This window comes from Blautia sp. MSJ-9, from assembly GCF_018919065.1.
Taxonomy (GTDB): Bacteria; Bacillota; Clostridia; order Lachnospirales; family Lachnospiraceae; genus Blautia_A.
Genome location: NZ_JAHLQG010000014.1, coordinates 24,577 through 51,411, shown reverse-complemented (window position 1 = coordinate 51,411; position 26,835 = coordinate 24,577). Strand labels below are relative to the sequence as shown.

At 42.0% G+C, this 26,835-nt stretch carries 30 protein-coding genes; 28 read left to right on the top strand and 2 right to left on the bottom strand.

Annotation, left to right across the window (positions count from 1 at the left end; translation table 11 throughout):
* Nucleotides 1-16: 16 nt before the first annotated feature.
* The 19 genes from rplR to KQI87_RS03595 all read left to right on the top strand — a co-directional run bounded on the left by rplR (nt 17) and on the right by KQI87_RS03595 (nt 14,460).
* Complete coding sequence (rplR, locus tag KQI87_RS03685) at nt 17-385, top strand: 50S ribosomal protein L18 (RefSeq protein WP_019162491.1); 369 nt, start codon at nt 17-19, stop codon at nt 383-385.
* 18 nt (nt 386-403) lie between these two features.
* Nucleotides 404-913 carry a 30S ribosomal protein S5 gene (gene rpsE, locus KQI87_RS03680; protein ID WP_117675251.1) on the top strand — a complete coding sequence of 170 codons (510 nt, stop codon included), beginning with the start codon at nt 404-406 and terminating at the stop codon, nt 911-913.
* Between the two features lie 15 nt (nt 914-928).
* A complete protein-coding gene (gene rpmD / locus KQI87_RS03675; RefSeq protein ID WP_008707273.1) occupies nt 929-1,111 on the top strand; it encodes a 50S ribosomal protein L30 in 183 nt (60 codons plus the stop codon).
* 141 nt (nt 1,112-1,252) lie between these two features.
* Nucleotides 1,253-1,693, top strand: a complete 441-nt coding sequence (gene rplO / locus KQI87_RS03670) for a 50S ribosomal protein L15 (protein WP_008707274.1) — start codon at nt 1,253-1,255, stop codon at nt 1,691-1,693.
* A complete protein-coding gene (gene secY / locus KQI87_RS03665; RefSeq protein ID WP_216458963.1) occupies nt 1,693-3,009 on the top strand; it encodes a preprotein translocase subunit SecY in 1,317 nt (438 codons plus the stop codon). Before rplO ends, secY begins: the two co-directional genes overlap by 1 nt.
* 69 nt (nt 3,010-3,078) lie before the next feature.
* Nucleotides 3,079-3,723, top strand: coding sequence for an adenylate kinase (locus tag KQI87_RS03660; protein WP_008707277.1), 645 nt, complete (start codon nt 3,079-3,081; stop codon nt 3,721-3,723).
* 32 nt (nt 3,724-3,755) lie between these two features.
* Nucleotides 3,756-4,511 (top strand): type I methionyl aminopeptidase, encoded by a 756-nt coding sequence (gene map, locus KQI87_RS03655; RefSeq protein ID WP_216458962.1) that lies wholly within the window; start codon nt 3,756-3,758, stop codon nt 4,509-4,511.
* A 25-nt stretch (nt 4,512-4,536) separates the two neighbouring features.
* On the top strand, nt 4,537-4,755 hold the full coding sequence (gene infA / locus KQI87_RS03650) for a translation initiation factor IF-1 (RefSeq protein WP_005428560.1): 219 nt from the start codon (nt 4,537-4,539) through the stop codon (nt 4,753-4,755).
* Nucleotides 4,756-5,370: 615 nt separating this feature from the next.
* Nucleotides 5,371-5,484 (top strand): 50S ribosomal protein L36, encoded by a 114-nt coding sequence (rpmJ, locus tag KQI87_RS03645; protein ID WP_003497809.1) that lies wholly within the window; start codon nt 5,371-5,373, stop codon nt 5,482-5,484.
* A gap of 321 nt (nt 5,485-5,805) precedes the next feature.
* Nucleotides 5,806-6,174: a 30S ribosomal protein S13 gene (gene rpsM / locus KQI87_RS03640; protein ID WP_008707282.1), complete on the top strand. Its 369-nt coding sequence runs from the start codon at nt 5,806-5,808 to the stop codon at nt 6,172-6,174.
* Nucleotides 6,175-6,307: 133 nt separating this feature from the next.
* Nucleotides 6,308-6,703: a 30S ribosomal protein S11 gene (gene rpsK / locus KQI87_RS03635; RefSeq protein ID WP_008707283.1), complete on the top strand. Its 396-nt coding sequence runs from the start codon at nt 6,308-6,310 to the stop codon at nt 6,701-6,703.
* Between the two features lie 19 nt (nt 6,704-6,722).
* The gene (gene rpsD, locus KQI87_RS03630; protein ID WP_173683565.1) at nt 6,723-7,316 is read left to right on the top strand and encodes a 30S ribosomal protein S4; all 594 of its coding nucleotides are present in this window, start codon (nt 6,723-6,725) and stop codon (nt 7,314-7,316) included.
* Between the two features lie 146 nt (nt 7,317-7,462).
* The gene (locus tag KQI87_RS03625; protein WP_118509296.1) at nt 7,463-8,422 is read left to right on the top strand and encodes a DNA-directed RNA polymerase subunit alpha; all 960 of its coding nucleotides are present in this window, start codon (nt 7,463-7,465) and stop codon (nt 8,420-8,422) included.
* A gap of 102 nt (nt 8,423-8,524) precedes the next feature.
* Nucleotides 8,525-9,061 (top strand): bL17 family ribosomal protein, encoded by a 537-nt coding sequence (locus tag KQI87_RS03620; protein WP_216458961.1) that lies wholly within the window; start codon nt 8,525-8,527, stop codon nt 9,059-9,061.
* A 201-nt stretch (nt 9,062-9,262) separates the two neighbouring features.
* A complete protein-coding gene (locus KQI87_RS03615; RefSeq protein WP_216458960.1) occupies nt 9,263-10,150 on the top strand; it encodes a phosphatidylinositol-specific phospholipase C/glycerophosphodiester phosphodiesterase family protein in 888 nt (295 codons plus the stop codon).
* Nucleotides 10,151-10,263: 113 nt separating this feature from the next.
* Nucleotides 10,264-11,601, top strand: coding sequence for a MurT ligase domain-containing protein (locus tag KQI87_RS03610; protein ID WP_216458959.1), 1,338 nt, complete (start codon nt 10,264-10,266; stop codon nt 11,599-11,601).
* Nucleotides 11,598-12,320, top strand: coding sequence for a type 1 glutamine amidotransferase (locus KQI87_RS03605; RefSeq protein WP_216458958.1), 723 nt, complete (start codon nt 11,598-11,600; stop codon nt 12,318-12,320). Before KQI87_RS03610 ends, KQI87_RS03605 begins: the two co-directional genes overlap by 4 nt.
* Before the next feature lie 2 nt (nt 12,321-12,322).
* Entirely contained in the window at nt 12,323-12,922 is a 600-nt protein-coding gene (locus tag KQI87_RS03600) for a WYL domain-containing protein (protein WP_216458957.1), read from the top strand.
* A 32-nt stretch (nt 12,923-12,954) separates the two neighbouring features.
* Nucleotides 12,955-14,460 carry a substrate-binding domain-containing protein gene (locus KQI87_RS03595; protein WP_253292356.1) on the top strand — a complete coding sequence of 502 codons (1,506 nt, stop codon included), beginning with the start codon at nt 12,955-12,957 and terminating at the stop codon, nt 14,458-14,460.
* Nucleotides 14,461-14,575: 115 nt separating this feature from the next.
* Here KQI87_RS03595 and KQI87_RS03590 read toward each other — a convergent pair whose 3' ends face one another.
* Nucleotides 14,576-15,148 (bottom strand): xanthine phosphoribosyltransferase, encoded by a 573-nt coding sequence (locus KQI87_RS03590; RefSeq protein ID WP_216458956.1) that lies wholly within the window; start codon nt 15,146-15,148, stop codon nt 14,576-14,578.
* 232 nt (nt 15,149-15,380) lie between these two features.
* On the opposite strand from KQI87_RS03590, the gene KQI87_RS03585 reads away from it, so the two are divergent.
* From KQI87_RS03585 to KQI87_RS03575, 3 genes are all read left to right on the top strand, one after another.
* A complete protein-coding gene (locus KQI87_RS03585; RefSeq protein WP_216458955.1) occupies nt 15,381-15,608 on the top strand; it encodes a hypothetical protein in 228 nt (75 codons plus the stop codon).
* A 143-nt stretch (nt 15,609-15,751) separates the two neighbouring features.
* Nucleotides 15,752-16,099: a metal-sensing transcriptional repressor gene (locus KQI87_RS03580; RefSeq protein WP_216458954.1), complete on the top strand. Its 348-nt coding sequence runs from the start codon at nt 15,752-15,754 to the stop codon at nt 16,097-16,099.
* A 124-nt stretch (nt 16,100-16,223) separates the two neighbouring features.
* A complete protein-coding gene (locus KQI87_RS03575; protein ID WP_216458953.1) occupies nt 16,224-17,051 on the top strand; it encodes an Mrp/NBP35 family ATP-binding protein in 828 nt (275 codons plus the stop codon).
* A 138-nt stretch (nt 17,052-17,189) separates the two neighbouring features.
* On the opposite strand, the gene KQI87_RS03570 is transcribed toward KQI87_RS03575, so the two are convergent.
* Nucleotides 17,190-18,068, bottom strand: coding sequence for a LysR family transcriptional regulator (locus KQI87_RS03570; protein ID WP_216458952.1), 879 nt, complete (start codon nt 18,066-18,068; stop codon nt 17,190-17,192).
* 318 nt (nt 18,069-18,386) lie between these two features.
* Between KQI87_RS03570 and KQI87_RS03565 the strand changes: the two genes are divergently transcribed.
* The 6 genes from KQI87_RS03565 (at nt 18,387) to KQI87_RS03540 (ending at nt 26,773) form a co-directional block, all read left to right on the top strand.
* A complete protein-coding gene (locus tag KQI87_RS03565; RefSeq protein ID WP_216458951.1) occupies nt 18,387-22,151 on the top strand; it encodes a phosphoribosylformylglycinamidine synthase in 3,765 nt (1,254 codons plus the stop codon).
* Between the two features lie 156 nt (nt 22,152-22,307).
* Nucleotides 22,308-22,982, top strand: coding sequence for a hypothetical protein (locus KQI87_RS03560; protein WP_216458950.1), 675 nt, complete (start codon nt 22,308-22,310; stop codon nt 22,980-22,982).
* 649 nt (nt 22,983-23,631) lie between these two features.
* Nucleotides 23,632-23,874, top strand: coding sequence for a hypothetical protein (locus KQI87_RS03555; RefSeq protein ID WP_216458949.1), 243 nt, complete (start codon nt 23,632-23,634; stop codon nt 23,872-23,874).
* Between the two features lie 228 nt (nt 23,875-24,102).
* Complete coding sequence (locus tag KQI87_RS03550; protein ID WP_117675207.1) at nt 24,103-25,158, top strand: methionine ABC transporter ATP-binding protein; 1,056 nt, start codon at nt 24,103-24,105, stop codon at nt 25,156-25,158.
* Nucleotides 25,145-25,804: a methionine ABC transporter permease gene (locus tag KQI87_RS03545; RefSeq protein WP_119251321.1), complete on the top strand. Its 660-nt coding sequence runs from the start codon at nt 25,145-25,147 to the stop codon at nt 25,802-25,804. The genes KQI87_RS03550 and KQI87_RS03545 overlap by 14 nt, the downstream gene beginning before the upstream one ends.
* A 42-nt stretch (nt 25,805-25,846) precedes the next feature.
* A complete protein-coding gene (locus KQI87_RS03540) occupies nt 25,847-26,773 on the top strand; it encodes a MetQ/NlpA family ABC transporter substrate-binding protein (protein WP_216458948.1) in 927 nt (308 codons plus the stop codon).
* Nucleotides 26,774-26,835 lie beyond the last annotated feature (62 nt).

Sequence of the window (26,835 nt, the reverse complement as noted above, 5' to 3'; positions counted from 1 at the left end):
TTAGGAGGGTGAGAAAATGGTAAATAAGGCATCTAGAGCGAAAATTCGTGAGAATAAGCATAGAAGATTACGTCATCATTTAAACGGAACTGCAACAACACCTCGTTTAGCAGTATTTCGTTCCAACAAGCATATGTATGCTCAGATCATTGATGACACTGTAGGAAAGACTTTAGTATCTGCTTCTACTCTTCAGAAAGAAGTAAGAGCTGAGTTAGAGAACACTGATGATGTAGCAGCAGCTGCACATTTAGGAACCGTTATTGGTAAGAAAGCTGTTGAAGCTGGCATTGAAAGCGTTGTTTTCGACAGAGGAGGCTATATCTACCACGGTAAAGTTAAAGCACTGGCAGACGCAGCAAGAGAAGCTGGGCTGAAATTCTAATAAGGAGGAGCGAAACACATGAAACGTAATCTTATTGATGCTAGTCAGTTAGAATTAGAAGATAAAGTAGTATCAATCAAGCGTGTTACCAAGGTTGTTAAAGGTGGTCGTAACTTCCGTTTCACAGCTTTAGTTGTTGTAGGTGACGGCAACGGACACGTTGGTGCAGGTTTAGGTAAAGCAGCCGAAATTCCTGAAGCTATCCGCAAAGGAAAAGAGGATGCTATGAAGAAATTAGTAACAGTAGCAAGAGACGAGAATAACTCTATTACACATGACTTCGTTGGAAAATACGGAAGCGCTGAAATGCTTCTGAAGAGAGCTCCGGAAGGTACTGGAGTTATCGCCGGCGGTCCTGCCCGTGCGGTAATCGAGTTAGCTGGTATCAAAAACATCCGTACAAAATGTATGGGATCCAGAAACAAACAGAATGTTGTTCTTGCAACAATCGAAGGCTTAAGACAGTTAAAAACTCCGGAAGAAGTTGCTAGACTTCGCGGAAAATCTGTTGATGAGATTCTGGCTTAAGGAGGAAATACAAAAATGGCAAACACATTAAAAGTTACATTAGTAAAATCTCCTATTGGTGCAGTTCCGAAGCACAAAAAAACTGTTGCAGCTATGGGTCTTACAAAAATGCACAAAACAGTTGAAATGCCGGATAACGCAGCAACAAGAGGAATGATTCAGCAGGTACAGCACCTGGTAAAGGTTGAAGAAGCTTAATTGCGATTTAACCAGAGAGAACTCTGATATGGATCTGATATGAGCCTGCCATTCACAGGAGTGGCGGGAACATACAGAAACATATTGGAAACAATACGATCTGAACAGATAGATTTGAAATAATAATAAGGAGGTGCCAACATGGAATTATCAAACTTAAGACCAGCAGAAGGTTCTAAGCACAGCGATAACTTCAGAAGAGGCCGTGGACATGGTTCTGGAAACGGTAAAACAGCCGGTAAAGGACACAAAGGACAGTTAGCTCGTTCCGGTCACAAGAAACCGGGATTCGAAGGTGGTCAGATGCCTTTATACAGACGTCTGCCTAAGAGAGGATTCAAAAACAGAAATACAAAAGAGATCATTGCAATCAACGTTGACGTACTGAACCGTTTTGAAGATGGTGCAGAAGTTACAGCAGAAAGCTTACTTGCAAGCGGTGCAATCTCCAAGATCGCTGATGGCGTTAAAATTCTTGGAAATGGTGAGCTGACAAAGAAACTTAATGTCAAAGTAAACGCTGTCAGCGAGACTGCAAAATCTAAAATTGAAGCTGCTGGTGGTACAGTAGAGGTGATCTAATGTTTGAAACTCTTAAAAATGTTTTTAGAGTGAAAGAAATGAGACGCAAGCTGTTGTATCTGATATGGATGATTTTTATCATCCGTATCGGCTGCCAGATCCCGGTACCGGGTGTAGACAGTGACTTCTTCAAACAGTGGTTCAGCAGCAACGCTGGTGATGCATTCAACTTCTTTGATGCGTTTACCGGTGGTTCATTCGAAAGAATGTCAATTTTCGCATTAAACATCACACCTTATATCACATCTTCCATTATCATCCAGCTTCTTACCATTGCCATCCCGGCACTGGAAGAAATGCAGCGAGATGGTGAAGAGGGAAGAAAGAAGATGACCGCAATTACACGTTATGTAACTGTAGGTCTTGCTTTATTCGAGTCAATCGCAATGGCAATCGGTTTCGGCCGCCAGGGCATGATCCCGAATCTGAACTTCTTCAAAGGTGTTGTAGTTGTTGCCTGCCTTACAGCCGGCTCGGCTATGCTGATGTGGCTCGGTGAGCGTATTACAGAGAAAGGCGTTGGAAATGGTATTTCCATCGTACTTACTATTAATATCATCTCCAGAGTGCCAAGCGACTTGTCATTACTGTATGAGAACTTTATTAAAGGAAAAACAATTGCAAAAGGTACTCTTGCAGGACTGATCATTGCAGCTGTTATTCTTGTAGTAGTAGTTCTGGTACTTATCCTTAACGGAGCAGAGAGAAGAATTCCGGTTCAGTATTCCAAGAAAATGGTTGGAAGAAAGCTGATGGGCGGACAGTCCACCAACATTCCTCTGAAAGTTAACACTGCTGGTGTTATCCCGGTAATCTTTGCATCCTCCATTATGTCTTTCCCGGCTGTTATTGCACAGTTAACAGGAAAAGGTAATGGTACAGGAATCGGAAGTGAGATTCTTCGTGGTCTTTCTTCCAACAACTGGTGTAATCCGAAACAGCTTCAGTATACATGGGGTCTGCTTCTCTACATCGTACTTTGCGTTTTCTTTGCATATTTCTACACTTCCATCACATTCAACCCGCTGGAAGTTGCAGACAATATCAAAAAGCAGGGTGGATTTATTCCAGGTATTCGTCCTGGAAAACCTACGTCAGATTATTTGACTAATATCTTAAATTATATTATATTTATAGGTGCAGTAGGTCTTATCATTGTGTGCGTGATCCCATTCATCTTTAATGGTGTGTTTGGGGCGAATGTTTCATTCGGTGGTACATCCATCATCATCATTGTTGGTGTTATCCTCGAAACTGTGAAACAGATCGAATCACAGCTTCTCGTACGTAATTACAAAGGCTTCCTGAACAATTAAAAAAGAGAGGTTGTGGTGCATTGCATCACAGCCTTGATTTGCTAAAAAAGAAAACGGAGGGTATAACTTATGAAAATCATTATGTTGGGTGCACCAGGAGCAGGAAAAGGAACTCAGGCGAAGAAGATCGCTGCGAAATATCAGATTCCACACATCTCCACCGGAGATATTTTCCGTGCTAACATTAAGAATGGGACAGAACTGGGTAAAAAAGCAAAAACATACATGGATCAGGGACTTCTTGTACCTGATGAACTGACCTGTGATCTGGTTGTGGACAGAATACAGCAGCCGGATGCGGCAAATGGTTATGTACTGGATGGTTTTCCAAGAACAATTCCTCAGGCAGAGTGTTTAACAGAAGCTCTGAACAAACTGGGAAGTAAAGTTGATTATGCAATCGATGTGGATGTTCCGGATTCCAATATTGTAAACCGTATGTCCGGAAGACGTGCCTGCCTCAAATGCGGTGCTACTTATCACGTAGTACATGCAGCACCGAAGGTAGAAGGCGTTTGTGATACCTGTGGAGAGAAACTGGTTCTTCGTGATGATGACCAGCCTGAAACAGTTCAGAAACGTCTGAATGTATATCATGAGCAGACACAGCCGCTGATCGATTATTATACTAAAGAGGGAATTTTAAAATCAGTGGATGGTACTAAGGATCTGGAAGAAGTATTCGCAGATATTGTTGCCATCCTGGGAGAGTAATCGGGTGTTTTTAAACACCATCTGGAGGTAAAATGTCGGTTTCTATCAAGACAGAACATGAAATTGAACTTATGAGAGAGGCAGGACATCTGCTTGAGAAAGTACATGATGGCCTGATCCCGTACATTAAACCGGGAATGAGCACCAAGGAGATTGACCGTATCGGAGAACAGATGATACGTGATATGGGATGCATCCCGAATTTCCTGAACTATGGAGGTTTTCCTGCGTCATTCTGTATCAGTCTGAATGATGAAGTAGTTCATGGAATCCCGTCTGAAGAGAAGATCATTCAGGAGGGAGATCTTGTAAAGATTGATGCCGGTCTTATTTATAAGGGGTATCATTCTGATGCAGCGAGAACTTATGCAGTCGGAGAGGTTTCACCGCAGGCACGTCAGTTGATGGATGTGACCAGAGAGTGTTTCTTCGAAGGAATTAAGGCTGCACGTGCCGGAAATCATCTGAATGATATTTCCAAGGCAATTGGAGCACACGCTGCCAAATATCATTACGGAATCGTCCGTGACCTGGTTGGACATGGAATCGGCACTCACCTTCACGAGGATCCGCAGATCCCGAATTTTCCGCAGAAGAGAAGAGGAGTTCGTCTGATGCCGGGTATGACACTTGCGATAGAGCCTATGATCAATTTAGGACGTGCAGATGTGGCATGGCTGGATGATGAGTGGACGGTAGTAACTATGGATGGTTCTCTTTCTGCTCATTATGAGAATACGATTCTTATTACAGACGGAGATCCGGAGATTCTGACTCTTACGAAATAATTGGACGACATACAGGAGGTTTAAAATGTCAAAAGCAGATGTAATCGAAGTGGAAGGCACTGTTCTGGAAAAGCTGCCTAATGCGATGTTTAAAGTGGAACTGGAGAACAAACATGTGGTGCTTGCACATATCAGTGGAAAGTTACGTATGAATTTTATCCGTATTCTTCCTGGAGATAAAGTTACTATTGAACTGTCTCCGTATGATCTGTCTAAGGGCAGGATTATCTGGAGAGATAAATAGGAAGATTGTAATTGTATTATTAAGAGAACTGGAGAGATCTGGTTCTCTTTTTTTTGTCTTTGTATAAGGGGACGCATAGAAAAATAATTCATTTCATGTGCGGTTTCGGCGTCTAAGATATTCTAAGCACTCAGAAATCTGCTAAAGGCATGAGAAGAAAAGTCTGGATTACTCGCTGGCGCTCAGACAGTGACTTTTCTTCTCATAACGCAGATTTCTGAGCGCTAAGAATATCTTAGACACCTGCAAATGCACATGAAATGAATTATTTTTCTATGCTGGTTACTGGCAGAATAGGGAATGCTTTTTGAGTGGAGAGTTTGAGATGGGGAGGTAGTTAGAATTTTTCTGGGGATAAAGAAGATAGGGGATGCAGATAGAGGTAGTAGATGGCTAAGGGATGGGAAGTGGTAAATTTGGGATAGGATGGGGATGAAATTGAGATGTTATGTGCGTGAAAATGGGGGAGAAAATGAAAAAATGCGATTTTACGCAAAAAAGTGCTTGCATTTTATATTTTGGTGTGATAGTATATAAGCCGAACGCGTGAGTAGTATGTATTTGCGCGCTCAAAAAACTGCAGATTTTAATGAATTTACGGAAGGAGGATTTCCAGTGAAAGTAAGATCATCTGTAAAGCCGATCTGCGAAAAATGCAAGATCATTAAAAGAAAAGGATCTATCAGAGTAATCTGTGAGAATCCAAAACACAAACAGCGTCAGGGTTGATTGACGGTTTAAAGTTTGTGTAACGTGCGGCTGCAGTATGAGACACCCGGAGAGGTTGTCCAGACTGTTAAGATAGTTTTAGCATGTATTGCCTAATACCGAGAGGCAACGTTGGCCCGTTGGCCGCAATAATTCGGAAAGGCTGCTTTTCGCCAATTGCAGCTGGGTGTTTTACCGAGGCACCCCAATTAGGAACTAAGAAATAAGGAAGTGATGTGTCCGATACATCCCATTTCACCTTACTTGAGTGAGAGAATTCGCGAGGGTAAGTGATGTACAGGCATTAAGGACTTTCAAAGTAGAAGATGGAGGAAACAGTACATGGCTCGTATAGCTGGTGTAGACTTACCAAGAGAAAAACGTATTGAAATCGGTCTTACCTACATTTATGGTATTGGTAGACCAAGCGCAGACAAGATCCTTGCAAAGGCAGAAGTTAATCCTGACACACGTGTCAGAGATCTGACTGATGACGAAGTTAAGAGACTTAGCGCAGTTATTGATGAAACAATGACAGTAGAAGGTGACCTTCGTAGAGAAATCGCCCTCAACATTAAGAGACTGCAGGAAATCGGATGCTACAGAGGTATCCGTCATCGTAAAGGACTTCCGGTTCGTGGTCAGAAGACTAAGACCAATGCTAGAACACGTAAAGGTCCTAAGAGAACAGTAGCTAATAAGAAGAAATAAATAAAGCTTTAAACATCTGATAAGCGTAAGCGAATCTGAGGAAGAAGCTTGTATGGACGCTTAAGTGCGGACATAATGTTTCGATGTAACATATATTTGATTGATAAATAGGAAAGTGTAGGTTAGTTTTAAAATGGCTAAAGTGACTAAAAAAGCGACTGCAAAACGTCGTGTCAAGAAAAACGTTGAACACGGACAGGCACATATTCAGTCTTCTTTCAACAATACAATTGTTACTCTGACTGACAATGAAGGAAACGCTCTTTCATGGGCAAGTGCTGGTGGTCTTGGATTTAGAGGTTCAAGAAAATCTACTCCTTATGCAGCACAGATGGCAGCTGAGACTGCAACAAAAGCTGCACTTATTCATGGTTTAAAAACTGTAGACGTTATGGTAAAAGGACCAGGATCAGGACGTGAAGCTGCAATCCGTGCCCTTCAGGCTTGCGGACTGGAAGTAACAAGCATCCGTGACGTAACTCCGGTACCACACAATGGTTGCCGTCCACCAAAACGCAGAAGAGTCTAATTTAGGAGGTATTTGAGAAATGGCAGTAAATAGAGTGCCTGTTCTGAAAAGATGCAGATCCCTTGGCCTGGATCCGATTTATTTAGGAATTGATAAAAAATCCACAAGACAGTTAAAACGTGCAAATCGTAAAATGTCTGAGTATGGTTTACAGTTAAGAGAAAAACAGAAAGCAAAATTCATCTACGGAGTTCTGGAAAAACCTTTCCACAACTACTACAACAAAGCTGACAGAATGCCGGGACAGACTGGTGCAAACCTTATGATCCTTCTTGAGAGCAGACTTGACAACGTAGTATTCCGTATGGGATTTGCTAGAACAAGAAAAGAAGCTCGTCAGATCGTTGACCACAAGCATGTACTTGTAAACGGAAAATGTGTAAACATTCCTTCCTACCTTGTAAAAGCCGGTGATCAGATCGAGATCAGAGAAAAATCCAAAGGTTCTGAAAGATACAAAGGTATCCTTGAAGTAACTGGCGGACGTCTTGTTCCGGAATGGATCGACGTAGATCAGGAGAACTTAAAAGGAACTGTAAAAGAACTTCCTAACAGAGAAGCAATCGATGTTCCAGTAAACGAGATGCTTATCGTCGAGTTGTACTCCAAATAATCCATAGGATTATAATATAGAAGATTACTTAGTAATATTTCTATTATTTATACGATTCAGTGGTTGATTATTATCTTCCGCTGAATTGTAGTATTTGAATGAATACCCCTCAAACTTTTATTAACCCAGAAGGAGGAAACCCTATAGTGTTTGATTTTAATAAACCTAAAATCGAGATTACCGAATTATCTGAAGATAAAAAATTTGGCAGATTCGTAGTTGAGCCTCTGGAAAGAGGATATGGAACTACACTTGGAAATTCTTTAAGAAGAATTATGCTGTCTTCCCTGCCGGGTGCAGCTGTAAGCCAGGTTAAAATTGATGGTGTGCTTCACGAATTCAGCTCCATTCCGGGCGTAAAAGAAGACGTAAGCGATATTATCATGAATCTGAAGAGCCTTGCTATTAAGAACCACAGCACAGACAACGAGCCAAAGACTGCATACATCGAGTGTGAAGGCAAAGGTGTTGTAACTGCTGCAGACATCCAGGCTGATCAGGATATCGAGATCATGAATCCGGATCAGGTAATTGCTACCTTAAACGGCGGCAAGGACTGCAGACTTGCTATGGAACTTACTATCACAAAAGGCCGTGGTTATATCAGCGCTGACAAAGGTAAATCTGATGATATGCCTATCGGTGTACTTGCAGTTGATGCGATCTACACACCGGTAGACAGAGTTAACATGATCGTAGAGAATACTCGTGTTGGCCAGGTAACCGATTACGATAAGCTGACACTGGATGTGTACACAAACGGTACACTTGATCCGGATGAGGCAGTAAGCCTTGCAGCAAAAGTATTAAGCGAGCACTTAAGCCTTTTCATTGACCTTTCCGAGAATGCAAAGACCGCTGAGGTTATGATCGAGAAAGAAGACAATGAGAAAGAAAAAGTTCTGGAAATGAGCATTGATGAACTTGAGTTATCTGTTCGTTCCTATAACTGCTTGAAGAGAGCCGGCATTAATACGGTTGAAGAATTATGTAACAAGACTTCTGATGATATGATGAAGGTTCGTAACCTTGGACGTAAGTCATTAGAAGAAGTTCTTGCAAAACTGAAAGAGCTGGGATTACAGCTTCAGCCTACAGAAGAGTAAGAACGTCTAACGAAGAGATATTATACGGTGGGAATGCCTAAGCAGTCGGACAGTAAGACCGAACAAGCGTGCCCGGCTGTCCCACAGATGGAGGAAAATTAAATGGCAAAATATAGAAAATTAAGCAGAACTTCTGATCAGAGAAAAGCATTACTGAGAAACCAGGTAACAAATCTGTTATACAACGGAAAAATCGTTACTACAGAAGCTAAAGCAAAAGAAATCCGTAAAATCGCTGAAGGCCTTGTAGCTATGGCTGTTCGTGAAAAAGATAACTTCGAAACTGTTACTGTAACTGCTAAAGTTGCTCGTAAAGACGCTGAAGGCAAGAGAGTAAAAGAAGTTGTTGACGGAAAGAAGAAAACTGTATACGATGAAGTACAGAAAGAGATCAAGAAAGATGCTCCTTCCAGACTTCACGCTCGTCGTCAGATGATGAAAGTTTTCTACCCGGTTAAAGAAGTACCGGCAAAAGGCGCTGGTAGAAAGAAAAACACAAAAGACGTAGATATGGTTGCTAAGATGTTCGATGAGATCGCTCCAAAATACGCTGACCGTAACGGTGGTTACACAAGAATCGTTAAGATCGGACCGCGTAAAGGCGATGCTGCAATGGAAGTTCTGATCGAGTTAGTATAATTCTACCGAATTTTCGATTTTATATTTGTCCAAACGATAATGAGACTGCATATATATGGTTTCTGCCATGTATATGCAGCTTTTTTTTACCTTTTATTGCCCTTGATTATTTACGTAAGATAGCGTAAAATCGTAGAGTATACAAATAACTCAAATACGAAAGAAAAGAGGAATACAAATGACTGCCGGGAGAATAATAAATTGAGCCGGAATACTGCAGGGAAAAAATCTGGATTTGGCTATTCTATAAGAATGTTTCTGCTATTGGCAGAACTTCTGGCTGCTGCACTTTTCCTGTGGGGAAATGATGTCTATTCCTTATCTGCCACCACTCCTGAATTTAAGTGGGAGAATTATAAAACAATCGCGCATGCACTGGGTGGAATCGGTGATAAAACATATTTGAATTCAAAAGAGAGCTTCCTGTCAAGTTATCAGATGGGATGCAGGCTGTTTGAAGTTGACCTGACAAGAACATCAGATGGTGTGTGGGTGTGCCGGCACAGCTGGAATCAGTCACTGGGACAATGGGAGGGGGATGAGAAGAATGTTCTTTCCTCGCAGGAATTTTTGTCCAGACCGATTTATGGAAAATATACTCCCATGACATTCGAGGATCTGCTTGTGCTGTTGAGTGACTATCCGGATGCATTTGTCATGCTGGATTCCAAGCAGTATTCCGTCCGAAATTACCAGAAAACACTTGAGGATTATGCAGATTATATGGAACTGGCACAGGATGCAGGTGTTCCTGAGGTAATGGGACAGATCATACCGGAGATTTACAATCAGGCTATGTTCGCAGGGACAGCATTGCTGTACAATTTTCCTGGCTACATTTATTCATTATGGCAGGAATATTCCACAGATGACCTGACTGAGATCGCTGCATTCTGTAAGGAGAAGAATATTCAGGCGGCTACAGTCTATTATAAATACTGGTCAGAGGATGTGCAGAAGATTTTTGACAAACAGGGAATCAGATTATATATTTATACTGTAAATGATCTGAAGGAATCACAGGACTATATGCAGGAAGGTGCTGCGGGTGTGTGTTCGGATTATTTGCGGGATACAGATTTTGAGTAGTACTATTGTATATTATGATTTGTAATGATTCAGATTCATAATAAAAGAGTAATTATGATTTTTACAAAATAATAATAGCAATGATCATATCATAAAAGGAAATATAATACACAATGAAAATAAGAGTAATGATTGCTGTCTGGGCAGCAAAATTTGTAGGATACGTATGTAAGAAAATGGGAAGGCAGGGAGTAACCTGGGCGGGAAAAGTAGCAATTAAGATCTGTCCGGATATCCTGGAACAGCTTTCTTCGCAGGTGCGAAAAGCCATTTTTGCAACCTGCGGAACGAATGGAAAAACGACTACCAACAACATGCTTTGTGCAGCATTGGAAGCTGAGGGACAGAAAGTAATCTGCAATCATACAGGTTCCAATATGCTGAACGGTGTTGTGGCAGCCTTTGTACTTGCTGCAAAATGGAATGGTAAGATTAATGCGGACTATGCATGTATTGAGGCTGATGAGGCATCTACCAGACATATTTTCCCAAGGATCAAACCGGATTATATGCTGCTGACCAATCTTTTCCGTGATCAGCTTGACCGCTATGGGGAGATTGACATTACCATGAACATTCTGGAGGAAATGATGCGCAAGGTACCTAAGATGCAGATCATTGTAAACGGTGATGATGCACTGTCTGCATATCTTGCCATGGATTCCGGTAATCCATATGTAACTTATGGAATCAGTAAACCGGTGATCAAATCAGCGGCAAATGAGATCCGTGAAGGACGTTTCTGCAAATGCTGTGGTGAGAAACTGGAATATCGTTTCTATCATTACAGCCAGCTGGGAGATTATTATTGTACGAAATGCGGATTTGCGAGACCGAATCTGAATTTCGATGCAGAGAATGTAAAGGTGGGAGACCAGCTTAGTTTTAATGTAGAAGGAAAACATATTGTAGCCAATTATAAGGGATTTTATAATGTATATAATATCCTGGCTGCTTATGCAGGTGTCCGTACAGCAGGCTTTGAGGCTGATCATTTCGAAGATATGCTTCGTAAGTTCAATCCGGAAAATGGCCGTATGGAGCAGTTTCGTATTAAAGGTACAGGAGTAACGCTGAACCTTGCCAAGAATCCGGCTGGATTTAACCAGAACATTTCAGCTGTTATGCAGGATCAGTCACCGAAGGATATTATTATTGCGATCAATGATAATGCACAGGACGGAACTGATATTTCATGGCTTTGGGATGTTGACTTTGACCTCCTTGGAAATGATACCGTGAAGTCTATCACAGTAAGCGGGATCCGCTGCCAGGATATGCGTCTGCGTCTGAAATACGTGGATATCCCGTCAATCCTTGAGGGAGATGTGGAGAAAGCAATCCGTGACAGAGTAGAAGATGGAGTGGGAAATCTGTATGTGCTGGTAAACTATACAGCCTTATTCAGCACCAGAAACATTCTGAAGAAACTGGAGGGCGAGAAATCATGAAAATCACAATAGGACATTTATATCCGGATCTTCTGAATCTTTACGGTGACAGAGGGAATATCCAGTGTCTGATGAAAAGATGTCAGTGGCGCGGGATCGAGGCAGAGACCATTCCTTTTGAACTGGATGACAAGATAGATTTTTCCAAACTGGATATCGTACTTCTGGGCGGCGGTTCAGACAGAGAGCAGATGATCGTATGCGAGAAACTTCAGGAGATCCAGCCGGATTTCAAGGCTTATGTGGAGGATAACGGCGTTGTTATCGCAATCTGCGGCGGATATCAGCTGCTTGGAAAGTACTATAAAACAGACCAGGGAAATATGAAAGGCCTGGATCTGGTAGACCTGTATACAGAACAGGGGGAGGGTCGTCTGATCGAGAATATCGTATTGAAAAGTGACCTGTTTGACATGCCGATCGTAGGATTTGAGAACCATGGCGGCAGAACCTGTATTAATAACAATAAACCGCTTGGAAAGGTCCTGTATGGAAAAGGAAACGACGGTGAGTCGGGATATGAAGGGGTAGTATATAAGAACGTGATCGGAACTTACCTGCACGGACCATTACTCCCGAAGAATCCGCAGCTTGCAGACTGGCTCATTAAACATGCGCTGGAAAAGAAATATGAAAAAGAAATAGAACTTACACCACTAGATGACAGTCAGGAAAAAGAAGCGAATGACTATATATACCACAGATTTGTAAGAGGATAATTATGGCGAAATCATGTAATCAAAAAGGAAAAATCCTGTATCTGGAAAGAATGCTTTCTGAGACAACCAGTGAGAATCCGGTTTCCATGCAGGAAATTTTGGCAAAGTTAGAGGAACAGGGAATCCGTGCAGAGCGAAAGAGTATCTATGATGATATGGAGACCTTACGTGATTTTGGAATGGAAATTCATTACAGAAGAGGTCGCGCAGGCGGATATTATGCAGAAAAAAAAGAACTCACACCAGAAGTGCCTGTAGAGCAGACGGTGACAGAAAACAAAGCAGAAAATCAGAGTACAGTAGTGCGTGTAACTGCTCCGGTGCCGAATAAAAACGGTGAGAACAGAAAAGAAATCAAGCTTCTCTGCCAGAATTCGGCAAAGAAGAAGATACAGCGTGCTTTTGGACCGGAGGTTTCATGCAAGGTAAAGAGTGAAGATACCTTTACTGTAACCGTGGAGACTGTAGTTGATAAAGCGTTTTTCGGATGGCTGGCTTCCATGGGAAGAAATGTACATATCCTGAAACCTAAGAAAGCAGCGGTCGCTTACCGTGACTATCTCAAGAACATTGCGAAGGATTATAAAGGAATCGATAAATAAAGGCAGCAAATAAAGAGAGAAAGGATCAATTTATGAAAAGAAGAGCAACAGCTATTCTGCTTGGAATAATGGTATCCTCCATGTTCCTGTCCGCATGTGAAAAGAATGATGCAAAAGAGGCAGCAAATGAAAGTGCCCAGGTAGAAGAAGAAGGTGTCGGTGAGGTTACAGAGGAAGGCGAGAAAGTAGAAGCAGAAAACAAGACCTCTGACACTGATAGCACCGGCAAATCCGGGGACAGTGAAGAGACCAAAGACGAAAATACAGATGCAGATAAAGAATCCGGAAATGATGCAGAGAAGGATACAGATACAGATGGGGAGGATTCTGATTCTACAGAGGACGAAATGACAGAAGCTCCGGCCGGAAAGATCGGTGTACTCCTTTCTGAGGATGATGACAATGCAAAGATTGACAGTGAAGCAATGACTTCTCAGATCGCAGATGGAGGCTATGAGGCAGATGTCAAAAATGCAGACGGAGATTCTGCACTTCAGATTTCCCAGATTCAGGAATTTATTGATGAGCAGGTTTCTGCATTAGTAATTGAACCAGTAGATCCATATGGCCTGACAGACATCCTGAAAACTGCAAAAGAACAGGGGATACCGGTTATTTCCTATGATACGCTGATCCGTGACACTGCAGATATTAATTATTTTGCATCTTATGATACCAGAGCAATCGGAAATGAGATTGCAAAAGAGATTGTCAAGAAAATGGATTTGGATAAAGCCAGAGAAGATAAGAAGTCTTATACTATTGAATTTCTTATGGGCTCTCCGGATGATAACAGTGCTCTGTTTTTGTGTAATGGAATTCTGGAGGTGCTGCAGGAATATCTGGATGATGGAACTCTTGTATGCAGATCAGGCAATACAGCATTTGATGATAACGGAATTATGAGATGGAGTGAGGCATCTGCAGAGACAAAGCTGAAATCCATTATTGATGAGTTTTACGCACAGGAGAAAACACCGGACATTATCTGTACAGCATATGATGGATTTGCTTATGCGGCAGAGAATGTGGTAAGTGAAAACAACTTAGAGCCTGGCAGTGAAGAATGGCCGATGATCACCGGATATGGAAGTGAAACACAGGCTGTGAAAGATATTGCGGCAGGTAAGATGGCATTTACCATGTTTATGGACCGTAAAGAACTTGCAAAAGGCGGCGCACAGATGGCGATTGACTACCTGACAGGTGAGAAAGTGGATGTAAAAGATTATTCACAGTATGATAATGGTGTGAAGATTGTAGGTACATTTACCTGTGGAGGAGAATTGATCGATAAGGATAATTACCAGATTCTGGTAGATAATGGAACTTATACAGAAGATGAGATCGCACCGGATCCGACCCCGACACCGGAAGTGACCCCAACACCGGAAGTGACCCCAACACCAGAGGCGACTCCGACACCGGAAGCGACCCCAACGCCGGAGGAGAGTGCAACACCAGAAGCAACTCCGACACCGGAAGCAAGTTCAACGCCGACAGCGACTCCAACATCAAAGTCAGGCACTAAAGCATAACAACAAAATTAAAAAGACAGAAAAGATAAGCGAAAACCTATCTTTTCTGTCTTTTTTGTACAGAAGCAGCAGAACCGAACAGCTGCTTCTGTAATTTTTTATAACAGGAGAGAAATTATTCTCTGAAAGTTAAGGAATCATCAGTCATAGAATCAACGATCGCAAGAGATTCCAGACGGATTCCCATATCACGGATGATCTGGCCGCCCTGCTGGAAGCCTTTCTCAATAACAATGCCAGCACCCTCAAGGGTAGCACCGGATTCTTTAACGATATCGATCAGACCAAGAAGTGCACATCCGTTAGCAAGGAAATCATCGATCAGAAGTACATGATCTTCCGGACCAAGGAATTTCTTGGAAAGGATTACATCATAGACTTTCTTATGAGTGAAAGATTCTACTTTAGTGGAGTACATTTCGCCGTCCAGATTTACGCTCTGTGTTTTCTTGGCGAAAATTACAGGAACATCGAAATACTGGGCTGCAATACAGGCGATACCGATACCGGAAGCCTCGATTGTAAGAATTTTGGTAATAGGACAGTCAGAGAAGCGGCGTTTAAATTCTTTACCGATTTCATTGATGAGAGTGATATCCATCTGATGATTTAAGAAACTGTCTACTTTTAAAATATTCCCCGGTTTTACAATTCCATCCTTAAGAATTCGGTCTTTTAAAAGTTTCATAGATTTCTCTCCTTTATATATGTAATTTTGTGGGTGATACTGCACAGGGTTCTGTTATCAGTACCATTAACGATTTTGGTAATTATATTAATGATACGCTATAAATTGCTTTCATGCAATTGGTTTTGACAAAAAATATAAAAATAATTATAATTATTCCAGACTGGTTTTTTAGAAAATGAATAGAATCTGTGCAATTTGACGAATAAGCTGAGAAGGAAAGTGGAAAACAATGAAAGAATATGAACTGATCTGGGAAATTTTTAATAAATGTCCGCGCAATCAGATGCGGGATGTCTTTGTGGAAGAGCTGGAGCTGGATGATCCGGAGGAGTATATTAAGAATAAATTTAAGGGAAAAGAGGTTTCCTACGAGAAAACAGTGCTGGAGGATGGAACGATCATTTTTGATATCACGACTTCGCAAATAAAACAGAGATGTTCCTTTACAGAAATTTGATAAATGTGGTATAATATTATTTACGCTGTAAGGAACTGTCTGATCGAAAATGACAGTCAGTGAGGCAGATTATGCAGCACGACAGACAGAGAAATTTACGTGATCTGCAGATATACATGTTCAGAGGCAGAAAGGAGAATGTTATGAGCGAAGAACAAAAGACGCATGTACATGTGCTGGAGGATGGAACTGTAGTTGAACATTCTCATGGGGAGCATGTACATCATCACAGCCATGCGCATACTAAGGCAGTATTGAACCGTCTCTCAAGGGCAATCGGTCATATGGAATCAATCAAACGTATGATAGAGGACGGAAGAGACTGCAGTGAAGTTCTGATACAGCTTTCTGCAGTGAAATCAGCTATTAATAATACAGGTAAGATTATCCTGCAGGACCATATCGAACACTGTATTGTAGATGCGGTGGAGCACGGTGACAAAGACGCGATCAAGGAACTTGAGATTGCGATTGACAGATTTATGAAATAATAAATTGTAACAAACTGCTATGATCTGTGATTGGCTGCTTTTTCAGATATTTCTGAAAAAAGGTAACCACGATGAGAAGTAAAACACGTACGATGAGTGCGTAAAGATAAAGGAGAATGTAACTATGGCAAAAGAATGCAGCAACACATCATGTGACAAATCAAGCTGTGAAGGCTGTTCAAGCAAGAAGCCACAGAGCTTACTGGCAGAAATGAACGCCCACTCAAATGTAAAACATGTGATCGGAGTTGTCAGCGGAAAAGGCGGCGTTGGTAAATCCTTCGTAACTGGTTCCCTGGCAAATATGATGGCAGCACAGGGATACAAAGTAGGTATTCTGGATGCAGATATCACAGGACCATCCATTCCGAAAATGTATGGATTAAAAGGTGCAGCAATGGCAAACGATGAAGGCATTTATCCGATGATCACCAAAAACGGAATTAAAGTAATGTCCATCAACCTTCTGCTTCCAACAGAGGATACTCCGGTAATCTGGAGAGGACCGGTTCTTGCCAATATGGTAAAACAGTTCTGGACAGATGTTATCTGGGGTGATGTAGACTATCTCTTTGTAGATATGCCTCCGGGAACCGGTGATGTTCCGCTGACAGTATTCCAGTCTCTGCCAATCGAGGGAATCGTAATTGTAACATCCCCTCAGGATCTGGTTAAGATGATCGTAAAGAAAGCCTTTAACATGGCAGAAATGATGAAGATCCCGGTACTTGGTATCGTAGAGAACTACAGCTATGTGAAATGTCCAGACTGCGGCAAACCGATCAAGGTATTTGGTGAAAGCCATATTGATGAGATCGCAGCAGAGCTGAAGGTTCCGGTACTTGGAAAGATGCCGATTGATATGGATTATGCGACAAAAGCAGACGGTGGTTTCTTTGCAGCAATCGATAATCAGTATATTACTGACGCATTAGCAGCAATGCCAAAATAAGGCAGAGAATTCTGACTCAAAGGTAGAATAGAAGAAATAATAAGAAGCGCTCATTCGGTGAGAAACAAGATTATACAAATCGTTGTTTTGACTCGAAATGAGCGCTTCTTTGATTTTTATGGTATATCTTTTGAAGAGCTATACAGAAACAAACATTTCAATAAAACATTCTGCAGCCTGTGAAACTGTCAGATTGTCGTGCTGTGCGAGTACGAGCTGGCGTCCGGGCAGTGGCTCTTTTAATGTCAATGGAGTCAGCTGATCATTTTCTTTCAGCATATAGTCCGGGACACAGGCGATACCAAGCCCGATTCGAGCCAAATCCAGGAGCAGATCATTGCTGTTTAGTTCTACTTCCGGCAGCAGTTTGAGATTATGGGCAGTAAATGCTTCATGCAGATATTCACTGGTGGTACTTTTCTGAGAAAGCATCAGGATTGGATATTGCAGAAGTTCTTCAAGTTCCGTCTGGACTGTGTGTACAGGAAAATAATCTGTGTTGGCAACAAATACATCCTGAAATTCTTTTAACACACGGGTCTGAAAATGACTGCCCAGTCTGGAATTGGGATAGTTGCATACAATAAGATCTGCCTGTCCTTTCTCAAGAAGTTCCACACATCCGATAGATGTGCTGTTTGTTACCTTAATGCGGACATCAGGATAAGTTTGGTGAAATTTCTGCAGATAATCAATGAGAAAATAACGGCAGATCGTATCACTGGCTGCGATGCGCAGCTGACCTTTCAGCAGATTATCTCCGGAGAGAAGAGACTCTCCTTCATCCAGAAGCTGCAGTGCAGGTTTTACGTGCTGAAGCAGGAGTTCCCCTTCCGGAGTCAGCAGAACTTTTTTGGTGCTTCGGATAAAAAGAGGGTGGTTCAGTTTTCTTTCCAGAGTTTTGATCGACTGGCTGACCGCTGACTGAGAAATAAAGAGCTGGCGGGAGGCTTCGGAAAAACTCAGGGTAGTAGCTACATAATAAAAGACTTTATATAATTCAAGGTTAATGTCCATATAAAAATTCCTTTCATTACAATATCAAACATGCTTTATAGAAGGAGAAGCAGTAGTGTTATCTAGAGGAGTGAACAGTGATATATTAATAATATTAATAAAAAATATAAGATATATTAATTTTACTAATGATGTATCCTATGATACTATATAAAAAGCAAATATTCAAGCTGTGTCAGCAATTATCTGTTTATGGGCAAATGATGAAATGGATGATTTTGCCCGATTGACCGGGTAAATGCAGCGGGAATAGTTGTGGAAGTTGATGTACCGAAAACAGAAAAGTACGATACACAAGAAGAAAGGAGTTTCTATTTAATGAGTAACGTAAGACGTGTCTATGTAGAAAAGAAACCGGCCTTCGCTGTACAGGCAAAGGAATTAAAACATGAGATCAGCAGCTATCTGGGAATCAAATCCGTAACAGCAGTTCGTGTGCTGATCCGTTATGACGTAGAGAATATTTCTGATGAAGTTTTTGATAAAGCATGCAAAACTGTCTTTGCAGAGCCACCTGTAGATGATTTATATCTGGAGAACTTTGAGTCCGCAGAAGGCTCTCATATCTTTTCCGTAGAGTTCCTGCCGGGACAGTTTGACCAGAGAGCAGATTCCGCTGTTCAGTGTGTACAGTTCCTGGATGAGAACGCACAGCCGATCATCCGTTCCGCGACAACATACGTGATCGAAGGAACCATTACAGATGAGGAATTTGATGCCATCAAACATCATTGCATCAACCCTGTGGATTCCCGTGAGACAGGACTTCAGAAACCGGAAACTCTGGTAACTGTATTCCCGGAACCGGAAGACGTTAAGATCTTTGACGGATTCAAGGAAATGCCGGAAGCAGAATTAAAGGCACTTTATGATTCTTTAAATCTGGCTATGACATTCAAAGATTTCCAGCATATCCAGCATTATTTTAACGGAGAAGAGAAACGTGACCCGTCCATGACAGAGATCCGTGTACTGGATACTTACTGGTCCGATCATTGCCGTCACACAACATTCTCCACAGAACTGACAGATGTAAAATTTGACGAAGGTGATTACAAAGCACCGATCGTAGATACTTATAACAAATATCTTGCGGACAGAGAAGAACTCTACAAAGGCCGCAAAGACAAATTTGTCTGCCTGATGGACCTTGCTCTTATGGCAATGAAGAAACTCAAAGCAGAAGGCAAACTTGCAGATCAGGAAGAGTCTGATGAGATCAATGCCTGCAGTATCGTAGTTCCTGTAGACGTAGACGGCAAGGAAGAGGAATGGCTGATCAACTTTAAGAATGAGACACACAATCATCCGACGGAGATCGAACCATTCGGTGGTGCAGCTACCTGCCTTGGCGGTGCAATCCGTGACCCGCTTTCCGGACGTACTTATGTATATCAGGCAATGCGTGTAACAGGTGCAGCAGACCCGACTGTTTCTGTAAAAGAAACTCTCAAAGGTAAACTTCCACAGAAGAAACTGGTAAGAAGCGCAGCTCACGGCTACAGCTCCTACGGAAACCAGATCGGTCTTGCAACCGGTTATGTAAAAGAAGTTTATCATCCAAATTACGTTGCAAAACGTATGGAGATCGGTGCTGTTATGGGTGCGGCTCCGAGACGTGCGGTTATCCGTGAGAACTCTGATCCAGGTGATATCATCATCTTACTTGGAGGACGTACAGGACGTGACGGTATCGGTGGTGCAACCGGTTCTTCCAAAGTTCATACAGAAGCTTCCATTGAAGTATGCGGCGCTGAAGTTCAGAAAGGTAATGCTCCGACTGAGCGTAAGATCCAGCGTATGTTCCGCCGTGAGGAAGTCAGCCACATCATTAAGAAATGTAATGACTTTGGTGCTGGCGGTGTTTCTGTTGCAATCGGTGAGCTGGCAGCAGGCCTCAGAGTAGACCTTGACAAAGTTCCGAAGAAATACGCAGGCCTTGACGGAACTGAGATCGCAATTTCCGAATCTCAGGAACGTATGGCTGTAGTGGTTGACCCGAAAGATGTAGATACCTTCCTTGGCTATGCAAATGAAGAGAACCTGGAAGCAATTCCGGTTGCAGTTGTAACAGAGGATCCTCGTCTGGTACTTGTATGGCGCGGCAAAGAAATCGTAAATATTTCCCGTGCATTCCTGGATACCAACGGTGCACATCAGGAAACAACTGTAGAAGTAGAAATCCCTAACAAAGAAGGCAACCTCTTTGAAGAACGCCCGGACGTTGCAGATGTAAAAGCAAAATGGATGGAAACTCTTGCAGACTTAAATGTATGCTCCCAGAAGGGACTTGTGGAAATGTTCGATGGTTCTATCGGAGCAGGCAGTGTATTTATGCCATACGGTGGTAAATATCAGCTGACAGAAACTCAGTCTATGGTTGCAAAAGTTCCGGTACAGAATGGTAAGACAGATACTGTAACTATGATGAGCTATGGCTTTGATCCGTACTTATCCTCCTGGAGCCCATATCACGGAGCTGCTTATGCAGTGACAGAGTCCGTTGCAAGAATCGTGGCTACAGGTGGTAACTATAAGAAAATCCGTTTCACATTCCAGGAATACTTCCGCCGTATGACAGAAGATCCTAAGAGATGGAGCCAGCCGTTTGCAGCGCTTCTTGGTGCATATGCAGCACAGATGGGATTCGGACTTCCATCCATCGGTGGTAAGGACAGTATGTCCGGTACTTTCAATGACATTGACGTACCGCCGACACTGGTATCTTTCGCAGTTGATGTTGCAAAGATTCAGGATGTGATTACACCGGAATTAAAGAAAGCAGGAAATAAACTGGTATGGCTTCGTGCACCGAAGGATCAGTACGATCTGCCGGATTATGCAGGAATCATGGATCAGTATGAAAAACTTCATAAAGACATGCAGGATGGCAAGGTTGTTTCTGCTTATGCACTTGACCGCCATGGTATTGCAGCAGCAGTTGCGAAGATGGCATTTGGTAACGGCATGGGCGTGAAGATCGAGCATAATCTTGATCCGAGAGATTTCTTTGCACCTGGATTTGGCGATATTATCCTGGAAGTTCCGGATGGTAAGGTTGGTGAGCTTTCCATCACTTATACAGTGATCGGTGAAGTAACTGCCGACGGTAACTTCTCCTATGGAAATACAGTGATCACTGTAGACGAAGCTGAAAACGCATGGAAAGGTACTCTGGAAAAAGTATTTAAGACAGTTTCTTCTGAGAATGACAAAGAGGCAGCTGACAGAGATGAGAAGCTTTATCGTGCAGACAGCATTTATGTATGCAAGAATAAAGTTGCAAAACCTCGTGTATTTATTCCTGTATTCCCTGGAACAAACTGCGAGTATGACAGTACACGTGCATTTGAACGCGCAGGCGCAGAAGTGGATGTAAAGGTATTTAAGAACCTGACAGCAGAGGATATCCATGATTCTGTGGAACTCTTTGAGAAAGCAATTGATCAGGCACAGATTATCATGTTCCCGGGCGGATTCTCCGCAGGTGACGAACCGGATGGTTCTGCGAAATTCTTTGCAACTGCATTCCAGAATGCGAAGATCAAAGAAGCGGTTATGAAACTGATTAATGAGCGTGACGGTCTTGCACTTGGTATTTGCAATGGTTTCCAGGCGCTGATCAAACTTGGTCTTGTACCGTATGGCGAAATCTGCGGACAGAAGGCAGATTCTCCGACACTGACATTCAATACCATTGGACGTCATATTTCCAAGATGGTTTATACAAAAGTTGTAAGTAATAAATCTCCATGGCTGCAGAAAGCACAGCTTGGCGGTGTTTACTGTAACCCGGCATCTCATGGTGAAGGCCGTTTTGTCGCAAATGATGAATGGCTTGCAAAACTGTTTGCAAATGGACAGGTTGCAACACAGTATGTTACACCGGATGGACAGCTTAGTGTCGATGAGGAGTGGAATGTCAATGGTTCTTATATGAACATTGAGGGCATTACCAGTCCGGATGGACGTATCCTTGGTAAGATGGCTCACAGCGAACGTCGTGGAGACGGAGTTGCTATTAATATCTATGGAGAGCAGGATATTAAGATCTTTGAGTCTGGTGTGGAATATTTTAAATAAACTCTTTCCGGGACGGAAGGTTCCCAGAGGAAGGACAGAAAGCGCTGTCCCTCCTCTGGACTCCACCCTTGCGCTTCTTTTTGGGAGCGCATACAGTAAAAAATACAAGTCTGAATTATTCATGATAACAGGTCTTATTTTAGTAAGGAAAAAATTATGCAGAGAAAGAAAAATGTATTATTTATGCTTCTTGCTGCAGTAGTAGCAATGCTTGCCATGTCTGTGAATGTCTGGGCAGCACAGAAGAATCCTCTGGCACAAATGTCAACGAAGACCAGTGCTGTATTATACTCAGCACCAGCTGGAATGGGGTGCGATTATTTTACACCTGAATATACATCAAAGGTGAAAATCAGCGTAAAGAGTTATAATACAAAGGTTGTAACTGTAAAAGGTTATACCTTTGAAAGAAACGGAAAATATTCGGCAGGATATGAGACAACACCAATAGCACCGGGAAACACTAAAATTAAAGTTAAGGTTACGGTTGGATCGAAATCCTATACAAGAACATGCAGTTATACAGTATATAAATGGGAAAATCCGTTGAAGACATTTAAAATCGGTTCAAAAAATTACTGCTCAAAGTTAAATAAATCGGGTACTGTTACAGTGTCAGAGGATTCATTGAATGGGAGACTGGTATATAAGTTAAAACCGGATTATACACTGGTATCCATGTTATGCTATACAAAAACCGGGGATAAGTATTCTGCAGTCAAAAATATAAAAAGTGGAAAAAAGCTTCCACAGGGTACTTACGGTATATTTATGCAGATTAAATCCAGAAAAAATAATAAGTTTTATAATGTGAGGCTTTATACAGAATAACAATTAAGTCTGCAGTACGCTTTCCTTTGTAAAAATTACGCGAACATACTCTTAAAATAAAACTATCCCGAACAAGCTGCAAAGTGTAAAATCTTTGTACTTACCGGGATAGTTTTATTTTGAACTGATAGTGTTAAAAATCATTATTAATCGACACACTCTGGGAATGTCTAATTTCCGGATAGCGTTACTGTTCACTCCGTTCTCAGTAACTTAGCCAAAATTCATTACAGATTGCCTGCGGCAATGGAATTTTGGCTTGTATGTCTCGGGATTTTGGCATATTCATGCCAAAACACCTCGCGGGATAGTGGTGTGTGAACAGTAACTGGATAGCTGAAAAAATAATAATTGATCAAAATTAGCTTGTTATGTGGATGTATATACTATATAGTATAAGCTGTAAACAGCAGTCTAAACTTTTTCTAATAAGCAATTTTCAGGTAAATATCTGCCATTAATTCCAAAGATAAAAATACATAGCTTCAAAGAGATTCAGTATTTAATAAAACTCGTTGTAAATCTGGAAGAAGAACTGACAGAAATAGGAAAGTCAGAATTGTATACAGATTTGACAAAACTAATTATAAAAATTGCGGATTATATTTTCCGCGAAGAGGACAATGTTCGGAAAGGAATAGGTGATATTATGGGAGTAAAAGTTCTGGAATTGGAATCTGAAAGACTTAAAGCAGAGGGAGAGGCAATTGGACGTGCAGAAGGAGAGGCAATCGGACAGGCAAGAGGCGAGGCAATCGGGCAGATTCAGGGAGAAGTTCGACTGGGAAGTCTGATTACTCGACTGATTCAGGATCAGAGAACGGAAGAAATCCCGATTGTATCAACAGATTCTAAAAGACGTGAGCAACTATATAAGGAATATGGTCTTTAATGAATATTACGTTTTCAAAGCAGTAGGATGAAAGGAATGCGACCTTTCTCCTGCTGTTTTTCTGTCTGAATAAATTCAAGAGGTATAGATTTCAACGAGGTAAAGTGTTGAAAATATAACTTTAAACTATAACTGGCACTAGGTATTATGAATTGGCATAATCGGAAGTGTAGTGGTATAGTATGTTCATGCTCAACGGAGCGGGGAATAAGAGAGAGGGAGAATGAGATGTCTGGGATTGTGATTGAAAAGGTCCGGAAGTCTTTTGACACGAAAGATGGCGTGGTCGAGGCTTTGAAGGATGTGAACCTGAATATCGATTCCGGTGATATATATGGGATTATCGGTATGTCGGGGGCAGGTAAGAGTACATTGGTACGATGTATGAATTTTCTGGAGGTTCCTACAGAGGGACAGGTTCTGATAGATGGGAAGGCTCTTGGAGATTTGACAGAGAAGGAATTGAGGAAACAGAGGGAAGAGATTGGTATGATCTTCCAGCATTTCAATCTGCTGATGCAGAAGTCAGTGATCGATAATGTCTGTTTTCCCCTTTATATAAAAGGAAAGAAGAAGGCAGAGGCCAGAAAGAGGGCAGCAGAGCTTTTAGAAATCGTTGGTCTGGGGGACAGGCAGAATGCTTATCCTGCACAGCTCTCCGGTGGACAGAAGCAGAGGGTTGCTATTGCAAGAGCACTTGCATCGGATCCGAAGATCTTACTTTGTGATGAGGCTACCAGTGCACTGGATCCGCAGACTACTTCTTCCATTCTGGAATTGCTGAAAAAGATTAATAAGCAGTTTGGAATCACCATAGTGATCATTACTCATCAGATGTCGGTTGTGCGTGAGATCTGTACGCATGTGGCAATCATGTATGAGGGCGAAGTGGTTGAGAAAGGACTGGTTGCAGATATTTTTGCAAATCCTCAGTCAGAGGTTGCCAAAGAATTGATCCGAAAGGATACAGGCTCCGATATCGACGCAGACAGTAGACTGGATGCCGGCAGGGAAAAAGGACAGGCAGAGATTAAAAGTGGTGAGAAAATACGAATCGTATTTTCCGAGAATTCAGCTTTTGAGCCTGTGATCGCAAATCTGATCCTTACATTCGGAGAACCGGTAAATATCCTGAAGGCAGATACCAAGAATGTAGGTGGTGTAGCCAAGGGAGAGATGATACTGGAGTTTATGGAGGGCAGTACCAGAACAGAAATGATGAAACAGTATCTGAAAGAAAAAGGTTTAGCAATCGGGGAGGTGACAGGATATGTGGGATCATGAGACAATAATGATGATTGTCCAGGGTGTGGGAGAAACACTTTACATGACAGTTCTTTCCACAGTTCTGGGATACCTGTTCGGACTTCCCATGGGAGTGTTGCTGGCAGTATCAGATAAAGAGGGACTGAAACCAAATGCAGTGTTGTATAAGATACTGGATGCAATTGCAAATATTGTGAGAAGTATTCCGTTTCTGATCTTGTTGATCCTGCTCATTCCTTTCACCAGAGCAGTAGTGGGAAAGAGCTATGGATCCACAGCAACTGTAGTGCCTCTGGTAGTGGCTGCCATTCCTTTTATAGCACGAATGGTGGAATCTTCTATTAAAGAGGTTGATGCAGGTGTGATCGAGGCAGCCAGAGCTATGGGTGCCAGCAATATAAGGATTATCGTGAAGGTTCTTCTGGTAGAAGCCAGAACTTCACTGATCACAGGAGCAACGATTGCGATTGGAACGATTCTTGGTTATTCCGCAATGTCCGGTGCAGTTGGCGGCGGCGGACTTGGTGATATCGCCATCCGTTATGGATATTACAGATATCAGTCAGATATCATGATCGTGACAGTTATTCTGCTGGTGATCCTGGTACAGATTTTCCAGTCAGTGGGAATGCTGATCGCTAATAAAATAGACAGAAGAAAATAAAAATGAAATAACAATAAAATTAAATTCAGGAGGACAATTATTATGAAAAAATTAGTAGCAGCAGTTTTAACAGGAGTATTAGTAGCAGGAACTTTAAGCACAGGAGTTTACGCAAAGGATGATGACAAGACAATCACAGTTGCAGCGTCTGCAACACCACATGCAGAAATCCTTGAAGAGGCAAAGCCAATTCTTGAGAAAGAAGGATATGATCTGGAAGTTACTGTATTTGATGACTATGTAAGACCAAACGAGGTCGTAGAGAGCGGTGAATTCGATGCAAACTACTTCCAGCACATTCCATATCTGGATCAGTTTAATGAAGAAAAAGGTACACACCTTGTAAATGCTGGCGGTATTCACTATGAGCCATTCGGAATCTATCCTGGAACAAAAGACAGCCTGGATGATCTGGAAGACGGAGATTCCATTGCAGTACCAAATGATACAACAAACGAAGCAAGAGCACTTCTTCTTCTCCAGGACAACGGAATCATCACATTGAAAGATGGTGCAGGATTAAATGCAACAGTTAAAGATATCGAAGAGAATCCTCACAATGTAGAAATCGTAGAACTGGAAGCAGCACAGGTAGCACGTGTTACAGGCGAGACAGCTTACGTAGTATTAAACGGAAACTACGCTCTGGAAGCAGGCTTCTCAGTTGGAAAAGATGCACTTGCATATGAGAAATCTGATTCTGAAGCAGCAAAGACATATGTAAACGTAATCGCAGTAAAAGAAGGCAACGAAGACAGCGAAAAGATCCAGGCACTTGTAGATGTACTGAAATCTGATGAGATCAAAGACTTCATCAACGAGAAATACGACGGCGCCGTAATTCCTTTCGATGACAGCGCAGACGCTGAAGAAGCAGATGCAGAAGAAACAGACAGCACAGATACAGATAATGCAGCTGATGCAGAGGAAACAGCAGAGACAACTGAAGCAGCAGAAGCTGCTGAATAATTAACAAAAAACAGATTACAGAATCAGAAATTCCCTTTCCGGTAAAACTTGGAAAGGGAATT